This is a genomic window from Paenibacillus septentrionalis, from assembly GCF_042659865.1.
Classification (GTDB): Bacteria; Bacillota; Bacilli; order Paenibacillales; family Paenibacillaceae; genus Pristimantibacillus; species Pristimantibacillus septentrionalis.
The window spans coordinates 514,421-533,713 of the sequence record NZ_JBHSTE010000002.1 but is presented as its reverse complement, the minus strand read 5'-3'; the positions used below and the strand labels follow the sequence as shown (position 1 = coordinate 533,713).

Annotated in this window: 13 protein-coding genes; 12 read left to right on the top strand and 1 reads right to left on the bottom strand. The window is 47.6% G+C overall.

The window, feature by feature from the left end; translation table 11 throughout:
* Positions 1-113 precede the first annotated feature (113 nt).
* The 9 genes from hrcA (at position 114) to mtaB (ending at position 9,366) form a co-directional block, all read left to right on the top strand.
* Positions 114-1,148: a heat-inducible transcriptional repressor HrcA gene (hrcA, locus tag ACFP56_RS07520; RefSeq protein ID WP_379232874.1), complete on the top strand. Its 1,035-nt coding sequence runs from the start codon at positions 114-116 to the stop codon at positions 1,146-1,148.
* A 27-nt stretch (positions 1,149-1,175) separates the two neighbouring features.
* Positions 1,176-1,742, top strand: coding sequence for a nucleotide exchange factor GrpE (gene grpE / locus ACFP56_RS07515; protein WP_379232872.1), 567 nt, complete (start codon positions 1,176-1,178; stop codon positions 1,740-1,742).
* Between the two features lie 109 nt (positions 1,743-1,851).
* Positions 1,852-3,687: a molecular chaperone DnaK gene (dnaK, locus tag ACFP56_RS07510; RefSeq protein WP_379232869.1), complete on the top strand. Its 1,836-nt coding sequence runs from the start codon at positions 1,852-1,854 to the stop codon at positions 3,685-3,687.
* A gap of 117 nt (positions 3,688-3,804) precedes the next feature.
* Positions 3,805-4,932, top strand: a complete 1,128-nt coding sequence (dnaJ, locus tag ACFP56_RS07505; protein WP_379232867.1) for a molecular chaperone DnaJ — start codon at positions 3,805-3,807, stop codon at positions 4,930-4,932.
* 229 nt (positions 4,933-5,161) lie between these two features.
* Positions 5,162-5,335 (top strand): YfhD family protein, encoded by a 174-nt coding sequence (locus ACFP56_RS07500; protein WP_379232865.1) that lies wholly within the window; start codon positions 5,162-5,164, stop codon positions 5,333-5,335.
* Between the two features lie 192 nt (positions 5,336-5,527).
* Entirely contained in the window at positions 5,528-6,508 is a 981-nt protein-coding gene (prmA, locus tag ACFP56_RS07495) for a 50S ribosomal protein L11 methyltransferase (RefSeq protein ID WP_379232862.1), read from the top strand.
* Positions 6,509-7,174 carry a site-2 protease family protein gene (locus ACFP56_RS07490; protein ID WP_379232860.1) on the top strand — a complete coding sequence of 222 codons (666 nt, stop codon included), beginning with the start codon at positions 6,509-6,511 and terminating at the stop codon, positions 7,172-7,174.
* Positions 7,175-7,207: 33 nt separating this feature from the next.
* Positions 7,208-7,984, top strand: a complete 777-nt coding sequence (locus ACFP56_RS07485) for a 16S rRNA (uracil(1498)-N(3))-methyltransferase (RefSeq protein WP_379232858.1) — start codon at positions 7,208-7,210, stop codon at positions 7,982-7,984.
* A 5-nt stretch (positions 7,985-7,989) separates the two neighbouring features.
* Complete coding sequence (gene mtaB, locus ACFP56_RS07480; RefSeq protein WP_379232856.1) at positions 7,990-9,366, top strand: tRNA (N(6)-L-threonylcarbamoyladenosine(37)-C(2))-methylthiotransferase MtaB; 1,377 nt, start codon at positions 7,990-7,992, stop codon at positions 9,364-9,366.
* Between the two features lie 92 nt (positions 9,367-9,458).
* On the opposite strand, the gene ACFP56_RS07475 is transcribed toward mtaB, so the two are convergent.
* Positions 9,459-10,430, bottom strand: coding sequence for a Na/Pi cotransporter family protein (locus ACFP56_RS07475; protein ID WP_379232853.1), 972 nt, complete (start codon positions 10,428-10,430; stop codon positions 9,459-9,461).
* A 124-nt stretch (positions 10,431-10,554) separates the two neighbouring features.
* Here ACFP56_RS07475 and ACFP56_RS07470 point away from each other — a divergent pair, with 124 nt between their 5' ends.
* From ACFP56_RS07470 to addA, 3 genes are read left to right on the top strand one after another with little or no spacing between them, the layout of a single operon-like run.
* Positions 10,555-11,910 carry a class I SAM-dependent rRNA methyltransferase gene (locus ACFP56_RS07470; protein ID WP_379232851.1) on the top strand — a complete coding sequence of 452 codons (1,356 nt, stop codon included), beginning with the start codon at positions 10,555-10,557 and terminating at the stop codon, positions 11,908-11,910.
* 50 nt (positions 11,911-11,960) lie between these two features.
* Positions 11,961-15,449 (top strand): helicase-exonuclease AddAB subunit AddB, encoded by a 3,489-nt coding sequence (addB, locus tag ACFP56_RS07465; RefSeq protein WP_379232849.1) that lies wholly within the window; start codon positions 11,961-11,963, stop codon positions 15,447-15,449.
* 4 nt (positions 15,450-15,453) lie between these two features.
* Complete coding sequence (gene addA, locus ACFP56_RS07460; RefSeq protein WP_379232846.1) at positions 15,454-19,284, top strand: helicase-exonuclease AddAB subunit AddA; 3,831 nt, start codon at positions 15,454-15,456, stop codon at positions 19,282-19,284.
* Positions 19,285-19,293: the final 9 nt, after the last annotated feature.

Sequence of the window (19,293 nt, the reverse complement as noted above, 5' to 3'; positions counted from 1 at the left end):
TGACAATGCTCAGGCCGATTTGGTATTTTTGTATTAATGATTAGCACTCAAGGTTAACGAGTGCTAACGGCAAGCAGAGTACGATTTAACCTTTTGAAACGGAGGATGATGAAATGCTAACAGAGCGACAAAGGTTAATACTAAAAGCAATTGTAGACGACTATATTCGATCAGCAGAACCTGTCGGATCTCGAAGCATTTCCAAGCGAGATGATGTCAGCTTCAGTCCGGCAACGATCCGAAATGAAATGGCAGATTTAGAGGATCTCGGCTATCTCGAGCAGCCTCATACTTCCGCTGGTCGAATTCCTTCTACACTAGGATATCGCTATTATGTCGATCATTTATTGAAGCAAACTGATCAGACAGATTTGGATATTGATAAGGTGAAAATTCGTTCCTTTTTAACAGAGGAATTAAATCGGATGGAGCAGGTTATTCAGCATGCTGCGCTTGTGCTGTCCAATCTGACGAACTATACATCTATTCTGCTTGGACCGGAGACGTTCAGCAATGCCTTGAAGCACTTTGGGCTTGTTCCAATTAATGAGCATACTGCAGTTGCGATTATCGTGACGGATACGGGACATGTTGAAAATCGTACGGTTACGATTCCTTCGGGGCTATCGATGGATCAGCTGCAAAAGGTTACGAATATATTGAATACGAAGCTTGCTGGTGTTCCGCTCATTCATTTGAAGTCCAAGCTTTATTCCGAGGTTGCGCAGGAGCTGGAACGTTATGTCGGACACTTTGAAGGTTTGATTAATGTGATCGATGATGCATTAAAGCAGGGAGACGAGCATCGCGTCTACATGAGTGGTACAACCAACATGTTAATCCAGCCTGAATTTAAGGATGTCGATAAAGTTAAAACGATATTGGATATGCTAGAGGAAACACATACGGTTATGCAACTGTTTTCTTCGCAACCACAAGGTATTCGAGTTCGTATTGGTACTGAAAATGCGCATCAGGCGATTGCAGACTGCAGTTTAATTACTGCAACGTATGCAATTGATGGCAATGTGCTTGGTACGATTGGAATTCTTGGTCCAACTCGCATGGAGTACGGCAAGGTAATCCGATATCTTGATGTAATATCCAAAGATATGACCACCATTATGGGGCGATGGTTCAACAAATAAGCCGCACTAATATTAGGAGGTGACAGGGTGAGTACGAAAGAGCAAAACAATGAATTTGTCGAGCAAGAGGAGCAAAATCTTGCAGACACTATTCAAGAGGAAGCAAATGAGACAACCCTAAATGAAGAAGAAGTTGAGCAAGGAAATCTAGAAGCTGAACAACTGAAAAAACAGCTTGAGGAAGCAAACAACAAGCTGCTGCGTGTTCAAGCAGATTATGACAACTTCAGAAAAAGAACACAGCGAGAGAAAGAGGAGCTTGCCAAATACGCATCTGCTAAGCTAGTGGAAAACTTGCTGCCTGCGGTTGATAACTTCGACCGTGCATTGTCTGTAGCTGCCGAATCAGGCGACTATGTGGCGCTTGCGAAGGGGCTGGACATGATCTTCCGTCAGCTAATGAGTACGATGGAAGCAGAGGGCCTTACCGTTATGAATGCAGTAGGCACGCCGTTCAATCCTGAGTTTCATCAGGCCGTTATGACCGTTGAAACAGATGAGTATGAGGAAGGCATTGTAGTTGAGGAATTACAAAAAGGCTACATGCTTAAGGATAAAGTTATCCGACCAGCAATGGTTAAAGTGAGCGGCTAAGCTGCTTGCTTCTATATATAACAATAGATTCACTTACTTAATGAAAACCACGCAATGTTCAATTCGAACAATGCATAGTTAGATTTAGACTATTTAGGAGGATTTGCAAATGAGTAAAGTTATTGGTATTGACCTTGGTACTACAAACTCCTGTGTTGCCGTTATGGAAGGCGGCGAGGCAGTTGTTATTCCTAACCCTGAGGGTGGACGTACAACACCATCTGTTGTAGGTTTCAAAAAAGACGGTGAGCGTATTGTTGGTGAGACAGCAAAACGTCAAGCTATTACGAATCCAGACCGTACCATTATTTCGATCAAGCGTCATATGGGTACGAACCACAAAGAAGTGATTGACGGTAAAGAATACTCTCCGCAGGAAATTTCTGCGATTATTCTGCAAAAGCTTAAAGCTGACGCAGAGGCTTATCTTGGTCAGCCTGTAACGCAAGCGGTTATTACCGTTCCTGCTTACTTCAATGACAGCCAGCGTCAAGCGACTAAAGATGCTGGTAAAATTGCAGGCTTAGAAGTACTTCGTATTGTCAACGAGCCAACAGCTGCGGCACTCGCTTATGGTTTGGAAAAATCAGAGGATCAAACGATTCTTGTCTATGACCTTGGTGGCGGTACATTTGACGTATCGATTCTTGAGCTTGGCGATGGCTTCTTCGAAGTTAAAGCAACGAGCGGCGACAACCAGCTGGGCGGTGACGATTTTGACCAAGTCATCATTGATTATCTTGTAGCAGAATTCAAGAAAGAGCATGGCATTGATCTTTCCAAGGATAAAGCAGCGGTTCAGCGATTGAAGGATGCTGCTGAAAAAGCGAAAAAAGAGCTTTCCGGCGTTCTAACAACTACGATTTCCTTGCCGTTCATTACAATGGTAGACAGTGTACCTGCCCATTTGGAAATGAATCTTACTCGTGCGAAATTCGAAGAGCTATCTGCTGATCTAGTAGAGCGTACGATGATACCTGCTCGTCAAGCATTGAAAGACGCAGGCTTGTCTACGAACGAAATCGACAAAATTGTACTAGTTGGTGGCTCTACTCGTATTCCAGCTGTACAAGAGGCTGTTAAAAAGCTTACTGGTAAAGACCCTCACAAAGGCGTTAACCCGGATGAGGTTGTTGCACTGGGCGCTGCTGTTCAAGCGGGCGTGCTTACAGGTGATGTGAAGGATGTCGTTCTACTAGACGTAACGCCACTATCTCTTGGTATCGAAACAGCTGGCGGCGTATTTACGAAAATGATCGAGCGCAACACAACGATCCCAACAAGCAAATCTCAAATTTTCTCTACGTATGCTGACAACCAGCCTGGTGTAGAAATTCATGTATTGCAGGGTGAGCGTCCAATGGCAGCGGACAACAAAACATTGGGTCGCTTCCAGTTGAATGATATTCCACCAGCTCCACGCGGCGTACCGCAAATCGAAGTTAAGTTCGACATCGATGCCAACGGTATCGTTAACGTATCTGCAATGGATAAAGGTACAGGCAAGAGCCAAAACATCACGATCACTTCTTCAAGCGGTCTGAGCGATGAAGAAATTGAAAAAATGATGAAGGAAGCTGAGCTTCATGCTGAGCAGGATGCGAAGCGTAAAGAGCTAGTAGAGGCGAAAAACAACGCAGACCAGCTTGTATACCAAACTGAAAAAACGTTGAAAGACCTTGAAGGAAAAGTAGACGAGTCTGAAGTAGCTAAAGCTAATGAAGCGAAAGAAAAAGTGAAAGCTGCGATTGCTACAGATGATGCAGATCAAATCAAGACTGCAACAGATGAGCTTATGGCAATTGTTCAACAGCTTTCTACGAAGCTGTATGAGCAAGCTCAACAAGCTGAAGCAGGTGCGCAAGGCACTGATGCTGGAGCAGCAGGCGGTAAAGATGATGTAGTTGATGCTGATTACGAAGTTGTGGATGACAACAAGAAGTAATATTGGCGATGAAAGGTCAAAGCGGCTTGCCGATCTTTGACCTTTCGCTTGTCATTGTATAGTACCGTATCAGGATTGATGGTATAATAGCTACTTGAAAATGGGAGGTGAGATCAATTGGCTGGAAAGCGAGATTATTATGAAGTGCTGGGAGTAGGCAAGGATGCGTCAACAGACGATATTAAAAAGGCCTACCGTAAGCTCGCTCGACAATATCATCCCGATGTTAATAAAGCAGCGGATGCAGAGGAAAAATTCAAAGAAGTAAAAGAAGCTTATGATGTGCTAAGTGATGATGGCAAACGTTCTACTTACGACCAATTTGGCCATGTTGATCCGAATCAAGGAATGGGCGGCGCAGGCGGCGCTGACTTTGGTGGATTTGGAGATATATTCGATATGTTCTTTGGTGGCGGTGGACGCCAACGTGATCCTAATGCGCCACAACGAGGCAATGATCTTCAGTACACGATGACCGTTGAATTTGTTGAAGCGGTATTCGGTAAAGAAACTGAGGTCACCATCCCTCGCGAGGAAAGCTGCGATACGTGTCATGGGTCCGGTGCCAAGCCAGGAACCTCGCCTAAGGTATGTACAACATGTCACGGTACAGGTCAGCAGGAAGTGGTGCAAAATACACCGTTTGGACGTATTGCCAACCGTCGTGTTTGTCAAACGTGCCGCGGTACCGGAAAAATCATTGTGGACAAATGTGGAACCTGTCATGGAAATGGACGCGTAAGAAAGCAGCGCCGCATTAAAGTGACTATCCCTGCAGGTGTAGATGATGGTCAGCAAATTCGCATTAGCGGTGAAGGCGAAGGCGGTAAAAACGGAGGACCAGCAGGAGATCTGTACATTGTGCTTCGCGTGAAATCGCATGAGTACTTCGACCGTGAGGGCGACGATATTTACCTGGAGGTGCCAATTACATTTGCACAGGCTGCGTTAGGTGACGAAATCGAAGTGCCAACGTTAACAGAGCGTGTGAAAATGAAAATTCCTGCAGGTACGCAAACAGGAAAGTACTTCCGCTTAAAAGGGAAGGGTGTGCCGAAGCTAAGAGGCATCGGCAACGGTGATCAACACATAAAAGTGACCGTTGTTACGCCAACGAATCTTAGCGATGAGCAAAAGGAACTGCTAAGACAATTCGGCGGCTTGAGCAGTCAAGCTGTCACAAGCTCCGAAGAGCATCATGAGTCTATTTTTGAGCGCATGAAAAAAGCATTCCGCGGTGAATAACGTTGAGCTTGTACGATAGAATCTATAATTGATCAAGCTTGTATGCTTGATTTTAAGCAGAGCCGGGCGTCATACAGCGATACCTATGTATTCAGACAAAGGTATCGCTGCGACGCTCGGCTTTTATGTAATTTGATTGTTTTTACAACTGTTCACGTTAAACGGGTATACAACAGCTTTCTTTTCCTAATACTACCGTTTGTGCATCAATTTTTTTGGAGGTGACGGTGTGTACAACGAAAAGAATGAGATGGAGAAGGTGAACTTTGGCGACTTGCCAGCTGATTGGGATGGCGAGTTTGCTGAGGAGTTTTACGATGAGCCTCAAGAGGAGAGCAAGTCAAAAAGTAAAACCCCTTCCCGCAAAGGCAGCAGAATGAAAAAACAACAATTCGAAGACTAGGTTGTGTCTGATCAAGGGCTTCAAAGTTCTCGGAAACGACTAAATCCATTCTTACCGAACGAAAACTCGTTCGGTATTTTTATATGCTGTTTTTTCCGTTTTAATTGCGCTTTCCTTTGTCATTACTGTGCAGCTGTTGTACAATAGAAGTTAGGCTTGTTGAAAGTGTACGTTAGTAACGGAGGGTTAGCAATGAAATGGTATGAAATCACGATTGCAACGACAGAGGTTGCAACGGAAATGATATCGAATTTTTTACATGAGTTTGGTGCGGGTGGCGTATCAATTGAAGAATCCGGAACATTGAACAAACCAAGAGATACATCATATGGACAATGGTATGATACTCCGCTTAATGACATTCCGGAGGGTCAGGCAATTATTAAGGGATATTTTCCGGAAGAGACGGATATGGAGCAGCTTGTGCAGGCTCTGAAGCCTCGCGTAGAGGGGCTACACGAATTTGGCATTGATCCGGGCAACGTAGAATACTCCTATATAGAGGTTGATGATGAGGATTGGGCTACGGCATGGAAGGATTATTTTCATCCGATTCGCATTACTGACCGAATTACAATAAAGCCGACCTGGGAGGATTATCAGCCAGAAGCTAATGAGCTGATAATTGAACTTGATCCAGGCATGGCATTTGGAACAGGTACGCATCCGACAACATCGTTATGTCTTAAAACATTGGAAAGCGTCATTCAAGGCGGCGAGGAAGTGATCGACGTTGGAACAGGCTCTGGTGTGCTTGCAATTGGAGCTATGAAGCTTGGCGCCAAAGCCGTCCTTGCACTCGATCTGGATCCGGTTGCCGTATCAAGCGCTACTGAAAATGTCAGTCTGAACGGACTTTCTGAGCAAGTGGATATTCGCTTGAGCGATTTATTAGGGGTGCTGCGCCAAGATAGCGAACAACGAGAGTCGCTAATGGTTAAGCCTCCAGTAGACCTTGTCGTTGCCAACATATTGGCCGAGATCATTATGCTGTTTATTGATGATGTGTATGAGGCATTGAAGCCAGGCGGTACATATATCGCTTCTGGAATATGGAAAAACAAAGAAGAAGTTGTCGAGCAGGCGTTAATCGCATCAGGATTTATCATCGAGGATAAATTTAGAGATGAGGATTGGCTGGCATTCGTTGCGCGTAAGCCAAAGGGTGAGTAAATGGGTAATTTTTTAGCATTTCCGATAGATGTCTTACCGTTTATCGTCTTAGTGTTGCTGATCCAATTTACGGTGCATGAATTTGCCCATGCGTATGCAGCTTATAAATTTGGTGATGACACGGCTTATCGTGAAGGGCGTGTCACGCTAAATCCATTCGTGCATTTGGATATATTAGGGTTTATTCTTATTCTCGTTGCAGGATTTGGTTGGGCGAAGCCGGTTCCGGTTCGTTCTAGCCGCTTTAAAAATCCAAGGGCAATGAGCATTATCGTATCGTTAGTAGGTCCGTTAAGTAATCTGCTTCTGGGAATTCTGTCAATTATCATTTTCGTTATATTGATTAAGACTGGCTGGATTTTTGCTGGCTCAGAAGGCGTGGCAAGCGCAATCGAAGTGTTTTTTACGTATATGATCCATTTTAGTTTTCTATTATTTGTGTTTAATCTTATACCGTTACCGCCGCTTGACGGCTATCGTATTGTTTCTGAGCTGCTTCCTTTTCACACGCGCTATAAGCTGGATCAGAACGCGCATTGGGGAACGATTATCTTCCTGCTGCTCGTATTTATTGAGCCGCTGCGCCGTTATACGCTAACGCCAATTTTACTATGGGGCCAAAAATTATCGTATGACATATTAAACTTTTTCATGGTATTATTTTAATCTGTTAGGAAACAGATACGAAGGATGAAGACGATGCAAAGATATTTTGTAAAGCCGGAGCAGTTTGTTGGCGAGCACATCGTTATTGAGCATGACGATGCTCATCATATTATGCGTGTCATGCGAATGACGGAGGGCTCCGAGGTTATAGTCAGCAATGGGGTTGATCGAACGGTTCGAGCAGTCATTACAGAGCTTGCAGGAAAAGTGGTCCACCTTACCGTAGCTGAAGAGCTGGAGCAGCAGGCAGAACCGACATGGCGAGTGACGATTGCACAGGGGCTGCCGAAGGGTGATAAGATGGAGCTCATTATGCAGAAGTGCACCGAGATAGGCGCAGCTGCATTCGTACCCTTTCAATCCGAGCGCGTTATTGTGCAGTATGACCAAAAAAAAGAAGCGAAGCGTTTGGAGCGCTGGAGCAAGATCATTAAGGAAGCGGCAGAGCAAAGCCATCGCGATGCGATTCCGCACGTAGCTGAGCCTAAGAGCTGGAAACAACTGCTCGCGCATATTGCCGACTATGACTTGACACTGTTTTGCTACGAGCGCGCAGGCGACGAAGGACATGGCATCGGCTTGAAGGATGCGCTGCAAAAGTTTAAACATTCCAAGCAATCTAAGGACAACCCCTCAGTGTTGCTTATAGCAGGACCAGAGGGTGGATTTTCTGAGCGTGAAGCGACAGAGGCTGAAGCTGCTGGCGCAGTACTGGTTGGACTTGGCAAACGAATATTACGAGCTGAAACAGCAGGAATCGCTGCATTATCCTGCATACTATATGAATCAGGCGAGATGGGAGGCGTGTGACCACAATGTCTACGGTCGCATTTTACACAGTTGGATGTAAAGTTAACTTCTATGATACAGAAGCAATATGGCAAGTTTTCAAGGAGGCTGGATATGAGCAGGTAGACTTCGAATCCAGTTCTGCTGATGTATACTTAATTAATACCTGTACGGTAACGAATACAGGTGATAAAAAAAGCCGCCAAATTATTAGGCGCGCAATTCGCCGCAATCCTGATGCGATTATTGCAGTAACGGGTTGCTATGCACAAACCTCACCAGCTGAAATTATAGCAATTGAAGGTGTCGATCTTGTCATTGGAACACAGGATCGAGATAAAATTATGACGTATGTGAAGCAAATTCAGGACGAGCGTCAACCTGTCAATGCAGTGCGCAACATTATGAAGACGCGCACCTTTGAAGAGCTGAATGTGCCTAGCTTCACCGAGCGCACACGTGCGTTTTTGAAAATTCAAGAGGGCTGCAACAATTTCTGTACGTTTTGCATCATTCCTTGGTCGCGCGGTCTGTCACGTAGTCGTGATCCGCTTACGGTTGTAGAGCAAGCGAAGCAGCTTGTTGCCTCTGGCTATAAGGAAATCGTATTAACAGGGATTCATACTGGCGGATACGGGGACGACATGGAAGACTACAATCTGACTCGTCTGTTATGGGATCTTGATAAGGTTGAAGGGCTGGAGCGCATTCGCATCAGCTCAATTGAAGCGAGTCAAATTGACGATGAGATGATTGACGTATTGAATAAGTCCTCAAAAATGTGTCGTCATCTGCACATTCCGCTTCAAGCTGGCGAAAATAGCGTATTGAAGCGCATGAGACGCAAATATACGACTGAGCAGTATGCAGAGAAAATTAGACGTATTAAGGAAGCAATGCCGGGCGTTGCGATCACGACAGACGTAATTGTTGGCTTCCCGGGCGAAACGGATGAAATGTTCGAGGAAGGCTATCGCTTTATGAAGGAAATCGGCTTTGCTGAAATGCACGTTTTCCCATATTCCCGCCGAACTGGAACGCCTGCTGCACGCATGACAGACCAGGTCGATGAGGAAGTGAAGCATGAGCGTGTTCACAAGCTGATTGAGCTTTCTGAAAGCATGCAGCTTGATTATGCGCAGCGCTATGTTGGCGAGGTGCTGGATGTGATCCCTGAGCGTGAGCAAAAGGGCAACGAAGGCAAAGGTCTAATTATGGGCTACTCAGACAATTATATTTCGATCGTATTTGAGGGTTCCGAGGAACTGATTGGACAAATTTGTCGAGTGAAAATTACAGAAGCGGGTGTCAATGAATGCCGTGGACAGCTAGTCCGGGTGCTGGACAGTCAATCGCCTGCATTGAATAAGGTTCAAATTCCACGTATTGCAGCTCAAGCATAAGGTGGAGCGTTACTGGAGGATTCTGTTGCAGTGCTACGGCATGCAGCAGAATCCTCTCCTGTTTTCACACTCCAGTTTTCAAATGAGATATGCTACACTTGATCTAGTCGAGAAAACCATTTTAAATAACAGATCGGCAGGGCAATAAATGAACATAAAACGTTAAATATCGTCTGCGAATGAGCGATTGCAGTAGGGATCGAATCTGTAGTAAGTAGTACTGCAGAAGCAAGCAGATTAATAAAAGGGTAGAACAGCGCAGCACCGCCGATGTTAAGCAGCAGATGAGAAATCGCAACAAATTGTCCGCCCTTTGTGCCGCCAATAGAGGCTAGAATCGCTGTAAAGCATGTTCCGATATTGCTGCCAAGTACTATTGCAATACATAGCTCAAGCGGCAGGGTATCAAGTGCTGCAATACCCATTATCATGGCGATAACCGCTGAGCTGCTGTGGAAGCATGCTGTTAATACAGCTCCTGTCAGAACCCCCCATAGCAGTGTCGTTTGCGCTTGCTGCAAAAACCAGCTGTACATGTCTGTCTGCTGAAGGCTTGGACCAATGCTCTGCATAACGGTAATGCCGAACAGCAGCATGCCAAAGCCGAAAAGCACGACTGAGGCGGAGCGCAGATATTCACTGCCCGGCCATGCTGCCAGCTTAGGAACGAGACGATATTCAATAAGCAGCGTGGATACCGTCCATAATACAAATGAAAAGCCAATAATAGGCTTCGCCCAATGAAAAATATTAAGCCCGATTAGCTCTGTCGTTAAGCAGGTGCCGATGTTCGTACCTAGTATAATGCCTAGTGTACGTGAGAAGGGTAGCAATCGGCTGTTGACGAGGCTGATGGATAGAGCGGTTACTGCGGTGCTGCTTTGCAAAAATGCAGTGCTCGCTGTACCTAGTATTAACCCATGCAGCGGAGTCTGTGTAGAGCGCTCCAGCAGTCGGAGAAAAGCGGGGCCGCCCATACGGAATAAAGCAAGCTCCATCAGCTTCATGCCGCATAGAAAAATAATAAAGCCGAGCATGCTTGGCAGTAGGATTGATGCAATCATGATCGCTTCTCCTTTCAGGTGATCCTTATCTATTGCTATGCAGCAATTGGGACGAGCATGATTAAAGAAGTATGAAGATCGATCAACCTACAAGGAAAGCGACAATGAAAAGGAAGGTACAAACATGGAAAATGCGAAAGTGACCTTAATAAAAGCTAGAAAAAAGAGAATTGAAGAGAGCCACCCTTGGGTATATGCGAGTGAAATTCAAGGCATCGACAAAGCAGATACCGAGCCGGGCTCAATCGTTGATGTTGTGACGCATAGCGGAAAATATCTTGCATCGGGCTATTGGAATCCTGCCTCGCAAATTACAGTAAGAATTGTAAGCTATACGCCGATTGCAACGATGGACAAGGCATTTTTCGTTGAGCGATTACAGCGCTGCAAGCAGCATCGCGAGCGATTTGTTGCAGATCGTGATTGTCGTCTCGTCTATGGCGAAGCAGATTTTCTGCCAGGTTTGATTGTAGACCGATTTGCCGATGTACTCGTGCTGCAAATTTTAACGCTAGGCATGGAAAAGCATCGCGAGGCGCTGCTGGAAGCACTAATTGAGGTGTTCCAGCCAGTAGGCATTTATGAGCGAAGTGATGTGAGTGTGCGCAAGCTGGAAGGGCTGGAGGAGCGCACAGGCGCGCTGTACGGCAGCTGCTCACCGATCGTGAAAATTACGGAAAACGGTTTGCAGATGGAAGTCGATATTGTACAAGGGCAGAAAACGGGCTATTTCTTCGATCAGCGCGAAAATCGCGCCTCGATAAAGCCGCTAATGACGGGCTGGGGAAGACGCAGCGGGATTGAGTTAAAGGAAGCTGAGGATGGACGCCTGGCGCCATTTAACCGTAATGGCAAGGAAGTGACTTTTCCTTATTGGGATGGTGCAACGGTGCTGGAATGCTTTGCGCATACGGGCAGCTTCACCTTGCATGCCTGCAAATTCGGCGCGAAAAAGGTCACCTGTCTCGATGTATCGGCTCATGCGATAGAAACGGCAAAACGCAACGTAGAGCGCAACGGCTTTCAAGATCGCGTAGAGTTTGTCGTCGCGGATGCCTTTCAGTATTTGCGTGATCAAGTAAAGGGGCTGGAGGAGCGCAAGCAGCGTGCTGCTGGAGGCGTGGATACATCCAAGCCGCTTGAGCAAGAGGGACGTACGTGGGACGTTGTCATACTGGACCCGCCTGCCTTTGCCAAAACACGCTCAGCTGTTGAAGGTGCCAAGCGCGGCTACAAGGATATTAATCTGCAGGGCTTAAAGCTCGTTAATGAGGGTGGCTATCTCGTAACAGCAAGCTGCTCCTATCATATGCGACCAGAGCTGTTTTTGGAGGCAATCGGAGAAGCGGCGAAGGATGCCGGTAAGCAGCTTCGACTTATTGAATGGCGTGCAGCGGGCAAGGATCATCCGCAAATTCTTGGCGTCAATGAAAGTCATTATTTGAAATTTGCAATCTTCGAAGTGACATCGAAACGATAGATAAGGCAAAAAAACCTTGAGGAGAGGCTCGGATAGAAAGGGGACGGCGTATGGCAATCAAATTTATACTGGGACGAGCTGGGAGTGGAAAAACACACACCTGCCTGGAGCAAATTCGACAAGAGCTTCGCAGTGCGCCGCTTGGCGCTCCCCTGATCCTGCTCACTCCAGAGCAGGCTTCATTCCAAATGGAGTATGAACTGTTAACGCAAAGCGAGTTAAACGGGATGCTGAGGGCGCAAGCGCTCAGCTTTCGACGTTTAGCGTTTCGCGTGATGCAGGAGACTGGCGGAACTGCACTTGTTCCGATTACAGATACAGGAAAACAGATGCTGCTCTACAAGCTGGTTCATCGCTATGCCGATGAGCTGCAGCTGTTTCGTTCAAGCGAGCTTCAATCGGGCTTCATCGAACGGTTGAACAGCATGCTGACCGAGTGGAAAAGATATGGCGTAACAGCAAATCAGCTAGCTGAGCTGGCTGACGATCTGTCACTACCAGACCAGAAAAGCGACATTTTGCAGAAGAAGCTGTCAGACTTGAGTCTGCTGTACAGCATGATGGAGCAGGAGCTGGCTCATCAATATGTTGATGCCGAGGATTATTTGTCCTTGCTTGTAAGCGGACTGCCTGATGCACAATCGATGAAGGGCTGTAAAATATGGGTTGATGGCTTCCATGGCTTGACCCCAACGGAATATGAAGCGCTTGGGTCATTAATTGCGCATTGTGACGACATTACGATAGCGTTGACGCTTGACCGTCATTATGACATCGATGAGCCGCTGGATGAGCTGAATCTATTCTATCAAACCGCTGAAACCTATCAAACGATATTGCAGCTCGCTCAGCATTATCAGGTAGAGGTAGAGCCCCCAGTGCTGCTGGACGGAGCGGCAGGACGCTTTGCAGCAAATCGCGAGCTGGCCTTTATTGAGCAGCACTATGGCAAGCGCAAGCGCTATGGAATGGGGGAAGGCGAGCAAAGCAGCATCACGCTGCATGCAGCGGCCAATCGCCGAGTAGAAGTAGAATCACTTGCTAGAGAAATGCTGGAGCAGGTGCGTGAGCATGGCTATCGTTGGAGGGATATGGCTATTCTTGTGCGCAATTTGGCAAGCTATAGCGATTATATTGAATATATTTTCAAGCAGTACGAGATTCCGGTGTTTATGGATCAAAAGCAAAAAACACTCTATCATCCCTTCATAGAGTTTATTCGTGCTGCACTGGAGACCACGGTGCATGGCTGGCAGTATGATGCTGTGTTTCGCCTCATCAAAACCGAGATGCTATTCCCGCTGGACGGCTCCATGCCGCGCGAATGGTTTGATATGCTGGAGAACTATGTGCTGGCAACTGGCATCAATGGATGGAAGTGGCTCGATGAACGCTCATGGCGTCCGATGGCTCAGGTTTCACTTGATGAAGAGGAGGACACAGCCTATCACGTAACGGATAAGGCGAAGGAGCAGCTCGCAATTGCACTTGCTGCAAGAGGCGCTATCGTACCTTCGCTTGAGGCATTTGGCAAAAAGCTGTTGAAAGCAGTCAATGTGAAGCAGATGTGCATCGCGCTGTATGAGCTGCTGGATCAAACGGCAGCAGGACAGCGTCTGGAGGCATGGAGCATCAACGAGCAGGAGCGCGGCAATTTGCTAATGGCGCGTACTCATCGACAGCTATGGTCCAACGTAATGAGTGTGCTGGACGAGCTGGTCGAGCTTGCAGGAGAAGAATCGGTCACGCCAGAGCTGTTTATGGGGATGCTTGAGGCGGGGCTGGATGCGTTGTCGCTAGCTTCTATTCCGCCAGGTCTGGACGGAGTTGTGGTAGGGACGCTCGAGCGTTCCAGACTCTCAAATGTAAAAGCGGTATTCGTGCTTGGTGTATCCGACGGCGTGCTGCCTATGCGGATGAGCGAGGATGGTCTGCTGTCAGAGGATGAGCGCGAAATGCTGCAGGAGCAAGGCATTAAGATGGCTCCGAGCGCGCGCCGCAAGCTGCTCGATGAGCGATTTATTATCTATCAAATGCTGACAAAAGCATCGGAGCGGCTATGGCTTAGCTATCCGCTTGCGGATGAAGAAGGGAAGGGCTTGCTGCCTTCAGAGATCATTCGGCAGCTGCGTTATCAGCTTCCTCATCTTCAGCTTCACACGATAGCAATCGAGCCTAGGCTGGACATGCCGGTTGAGGAACAGCGGCAGTTTCTCGCCCATCCAAAACCTGCGCTCACGTATTTAATCAGCATGCTGCGGCAGTGGCAGTCAGGCGCTGAGCTGCCTGAGCTTTGGTGGGATCTGTTTAATTGGTATGCGGCAAGAGCGGAATATCATCCCAAGCTGGAATCGCTGCTCCTGTCTCTTGATTACAGCAATGTAGAGCAGCCGTTGAGACTGGAAACGGCGATGGGCTTGTATGGCGTCAATATGCGGATGAGTGTTTCACGCGTAGAGCGTTTTGTTTCCTGTCCGTTTCAGCATTTTGCAATTTATGGCCTGCGCTTGAAGGAGAGAAAGCAATACAAGCTGGAAGCTCCAGATATGGGGCAGCTGTTTCATGCTGCACTTGGCAAGCTTGCCAACAAGCTGGGAGAAGGCTGGGGTCGTCTATCGCATGATAAAGTTAAGCAGGAAGTCAATGCGATTGTCGACGAGTTGATTCCACGGCTGCAATCGGAAATCTTGCTCAGCAGTGAGCGGTTTCGCTATATTGCCCGCAAGCTAAAGGAAATTATATTGCAGGCTTCCGTTATTTTGGGCGAGCATGCAGCTCGCGCAACGTTTAATCCAGTCGGCACAGAGATTGATTTTGGACCCAATGGCGTGATGCCTGGTTTACAGCTAACGCTGGATAATGGCAATACGGTAGAAATTGTTGGTCGTATTGACCGTGTAGATGCGGCGTCGACCGAGGATGGGCTGCTGCTGCGCATTCTAGACTATAAATCTAGCAGCAAAGCGTTGAAGTTGGAGGAAGTCATTGAAGGGCTGTCCCTGCAAATGCTGACGTATTTGGATGTGCTGATGACACATGGTGAGCACTGGCTGAAGGAGAAGGTTACACCTGCAGGCGTGCTTTATTTCCATGTGCACAATCCGCTGCTTCAGGTGAAAAACGGGATTGATCGTGAAGAGGCTGCTAATTTGATGCTTAAGCGCTATAAGATGAAAGGTCTTCTAACTGCAGATACGACGGTTGTGCGTATGATGGATGGAGAGCTGGAAACGGGTTATTCTCAGATCATTCCAGTAGCCGTGAAAAAGGATGACAGCTTTTATTCCAATGCGTCTGTTGTCAGTCATGAGCAATGGGAGCAGCTGCGCGGCTTTGTACGAAGCAAAATCAAGCACATTAGTGAACAAATTCAAGAGGGCTGCGTATCGATAGAGCCGTATCAGCAAGGCGATCGCACCCCATGTCAATATTGTGATTACAAGGCCGTTTGCCAATTTGATGCAAGTCTTGAGGGCAATCAATACCGCAAGCTGTCGAAAACATCAGAACAGGAAGTATGGCAGCAGTTAGGAGAGTGAGGAAATGAGTGGACAATCAGGAGCAGCACCGAAATGGAGTGACGAGCAGCTGGACGCGATCGTTTCCGAAGGCTCCAATTTGCTCGTTGCAGCAGCAGCTGGTTCTGGGAAAACGGCGGTGCTTGTTGAACGCATCATTCGAAAAATTGCGTCGAATACTGATGTGGATCGCTTGCTCGTTGCAACATTTACGAATGCAGCAGCTGCGGAGATGAAGGATCGCATTAAGATTGCGCTTGAACGCAAGCTGGAGGAAGAGCCGGATTCTGAGCATTTGCGCAAACAGCTGGCGCTTATGGGGAAAGCGTCCATTACGACGCTGCATTCCTTCTGTATGGAGGTTATTCGCAAGTATTACTCGTTGATTGGCTTGGACCCAGGTTTTCGAATAGCGAACGAAACTGAAATTGAACTGATCCGAAGCGACGTGCTATCTGAGCTGTTCGAGGCAAGATATGAGAAGCTCGATGAGTACGGACCGTTTCTGCAGCTCGTAAATGCGTTTGGCGGGGAACGCGGGGACGATCCCGTATTCGCGCTGGTCGAACGATTATATTTATTTTCACGCTCGCATCCTTGGCCAGAGCAATGGCTTAAGGAAACGGCAGATGTCTTTCGAATTAGCGGCGTTGACGAACTGGAGCAGTCGCCTTGGGTTGCCCAGCTTATGGCAGATGTTGAGCTGAAGCTGGAGGGGGCAATTGCCAGCTTTCAGCAGGCGCTGGAGCTGACGCGCAAGCCCGCGGGGCCTTATGCCTACGCCTCCACCTTCGAAAGCGATATCGAGGTCGTGCAGCGTCTCATTAGACAGCTGCGAGAGCTTCCATGGCGTGAGTGGGGGGCTTGCTTTGACAAGCTCGAGTTTGCCAAGCTAGCCGCATTGCGCGGTAAGGAGCATGATAAAGAGCTGCAGGAGCTAGCTAAGGATTATCGGGAGCAGGGGAAAGCAGCCGTTCTCGGTCTCGCGGCAGATTATTTCGGGAGATCGCCCGAGCAGTATGCGCAGGAGCTGATGTCATTGGCGCCTATGATGGATGCGCTCGTTTCATTAATTCTTGATTTTTCTAAAGCGTTCGAGCAGCATAAGCGCTCGAAGGGCTTGCTTGATTTTGGCGATCTGGAGCATTATTGTCTTGCGATTTTGCTCGACCCAAGCTCTACGCCAGAGCTTATTGTGCCTTCGCAGGCGGCGAGGGAATACCAGCAGCAATTTGAAGAAATATTGCTGGATGAATATCAAGACACGAATCTTGTGCAGGAAACGATCGTGTCGCTTATTAGCAAGCCAGAGCATGGCAATCGGTTTATGGTAGGGGATGTAAAGCAAAGCATCTATCGGTTCCGTCTGGCTGAGCCAAAGCTGTTTCTCGATAAATACAAGCGCTACGGACGAGAAGTCAATGCTGATCCACATGAGGGCAAACGTATCGACTTGGCTCGCAATTTTCGTAGCCGCCTCCAAGTCGTTGATGCGGTTAACATCGTATTCCGCGCCATTATGAAAGAAAAGGTAGCTGAGCTGACCTATGATGCATCGGCGGAGCTTGTTCACGGAGCGGCATATTTTCCGCCTCCTGAGTCATTGGCGCAGTGCAAGGTTCATGCAATTGTGATTGATCGTGAAGAGCGGGAAATTGAGCCCAGTGCGGAAGCAGAGGATGGACAGGCTGAGGAGCAGGCCTCACAGGCTCAGCAGCTGCGCGAGGAGCTGAATGCAGCCCAGCTTGAAGCGAAAGCCATCGTGCAGGAGCTTCAGCGATTAAAAAGTGAGCAAGCTCTTGTCTATGATGTGAGAGAAGCGCGCTATCGCCCGATACAGTGGCGCGACTGCGTTATCCTGTTACGTGCAACGTCGACGTGGGCGCCTGTTTTTCTCGAGGAGCTTCAGCAAGTTAACATCCCTGCTTACTCCAGCATCGGAAGCGGGTATTTTGAAGCAGTCGAGGTACAAACGATGCTGAGCGTGCTGCAAATTATCGACAATCCGTATCAGGATATTCCGCTAGCAAGCGCACTGCGTTCCCCGCTATTCAAGCTTAGCGCTGAAGAGTTGTCGCATATTCGCATTTTGTCTATGGACGCAAGTTTTTATGATGCTGTTGTACATGCAGCGGGCAGCGAGGATTTTGCCTATGAGGGTAGAGTGAAGCTTTCTTATTTTCTAAATATGCTTGACCAGTGGCGAAACGCTGCACGTGAAGGTGCGATGGCTGATTTGCTATGGCGAATCTATGAAGAAACGGGGTATTATGACTTCGTTGGCGGTTTGCCTGCTGGAGTACAACGTCAGGCGAATTTGCGGGCGCTGCATGATCGCGCCAGACAGTACGAGGCAACATCATTTCGAGGTTTGTTTCGTTTCTTGAAATTTATCGAGCGTATGCGCGAGAATGGCAACGATCTAGGAACAGCGCTTGCGATTGGCGAAGGCGAGGATGTTGTTCGCATTATGACGACACATGCCAGTAAAGGACTAGAGTTTCCAGTCGTATTTGTCGCAGGGCTTGGCAAGAAGTTTAATGAGCAGGATTTGTCCTCGAGCTTTCTCTATCACAAGGAGCTAGGATTCGGCCCGAAATACGTAGATCTGCAGCTTCGTACGAGCTATCCGTCTCTTGCTCATATAGCAATCCGCCGCGCCATTAAAATGGAGCTTCTGGCAGAGGAAATGCGGATTCTGTATGTTGCTCTAACGCGGCCTAAGGAAAAGCTGTATCTAATCGGTACAGCGCCTAAGCTGAGCAAAAAGCTTATGAAGTGGAAATTTTCATTAGCAGAAGACGGGACATTGACTGAATCCGGCATTGCATCGGCCTCGTCCTACATGGATTGGATTGGCCCGCTAATTGCAGAAAGCCTCGAACAGTCGATGGCAGCTTCGCCAGAAGAACGGCAGCATGTCGCTTGGACAGATTGGGTGGTAGAGGCGATTCCCGCAGATGAGCTTTCTACTGTAGAAGCTGGAGCCGAAACTCTACCATCAGAAGAGTGTCTGCGTGAGCGACAGGATCGTTTGCGAGCAATTCAAGCGCTTGCTCTGTTGGATGGGGTTGAGGAAGATAAGCAGTTGCACGATCAGCTAGCGTTTCGTTATCCTTATGAGGAAGCGACTCGTCTAGGCTCTAAAGCCTCGATAACCGAAATGAAACGAATACAGGCGGCATTTGCAGAAGAGGAAGACGCTGCATTCTATTCAGCAGCAGCTCAGACTGCTGCAGACGAGGTCAATATGAAGGAACGCTCTGACGAGGAGACTGTCTCGCACGAATTTACGCTGCACCTGCAGCGGCCTGCGTTCATGGAGGAAAAGCAGCTCACGCCTACTGAGAAGGGGTCCGTCAATCATTTGGTTATGCAGCATATACCGCTTGGAAGCGAGATTAATGAAGAGGTTGTTTCGAGTACGATCGAAGGAATGGTAACCCGTAAATTAATTACGCCATTCCAAACTCGCGCGATAAACGTTCAGGCCATCGCGCAGCTGTTTCAGTCGGAGCTTGGTCAGCGTATGCAGCTAGCAGCATGGCTGAAGCGAGAGCTTCCATTTGCATTTTTGCTCTCAGCTGGGGATGTTTATCGTGAGGAAGCAGGCTACAGTGCAGACGAATCTGTCTTTGTCCAAGGGGTTATCGATTGCTTGTTTGAGGATTCAGAGGGACTTGTTCTGGTCGATTATAAGACCGATCGTATATATAAGCAGAATTGGCAGGAGCAAGCCGAAAAGCATCGTTTTCAATTGGAGATGTATGCTAGAGGACTTGAAATGATATTGAATCGCAAAGTTGATGAAATTTACGTATTCTTTTTTGATGGAGGACGTGCAGTTCGGTTATAATGGTAATAA

Excerpts from the sequence above, each read along its gene's own strand:
- hrcA (WP_379232874.1), top strand. The coding sequence starts at position 114 with ATGCTAACAGAGCGACAAAGGTTAATACTAAAAGCAATTGTAGACGAC.
- dnaK (WP_379232869.1), top strand. The coding sequence starts at position 1,852 with ATGAGTAAAGTTATTGGTATTGACCTTGGTACTACAAACTCCTGTGTT.
- prmA (WP_379232862.1), top strand. The coding sequence starts at position 5,528 with ATGAAATGGTATGAAATCACGATTGCAACGACAGAGGTTGCAACGGAA.
- ACFP56_RS07490 (WP_379232860.1), top strand. The coding sequence starts at position 6,509 with ATGGGTAATTTTTTAGCATTTCCGATAGATGTCTTACCGTTTATCGTC.
- ACFP56_RS07485 (WP_379232858.1), top strand. The coding sequence starts at position 7,208 with ATGCAAAGATATTTTGTAAAGCCGGAGCAGTTTGTTGGCGAGCACATC.
- mtaB (WP_379232856.1), top strand. The coding sequence starts at position 7,990 with ATGTCTACGGTCGCATTTTACACAGTTGGATGTAAAGTTAACTTCTAT.
- ACFP56_RS07475 (WP_379232853.1), bottom strand. The coding sequence starts at position 10,430 with ATGATTGCATCAATCCTACTGCCAAGCATGCTCGGCTTTATTATTTTT.
- ACFP56_RS07470 (WP_379232851.1), top strand. The coding sequence starts at position 10,555 with ATGGAAAATGCGAAAGTGACCTTAATAAAAGCTAGAAAAAAGAGAATT.
- addB (WP_379232849.1), top strand. The coding sequence starts at position 11,961 with ATGGCAATCAAATTTATACTGGGACGAGCTGGGAGTGGAAAAACACAC.
- addA (WP_379232846.1), top strand. The coding sequence starts at position 15,454 with ATGAGTGGACAATCAGGAGCAGCACCGAAATGGAGTGACGAGCAGCTG.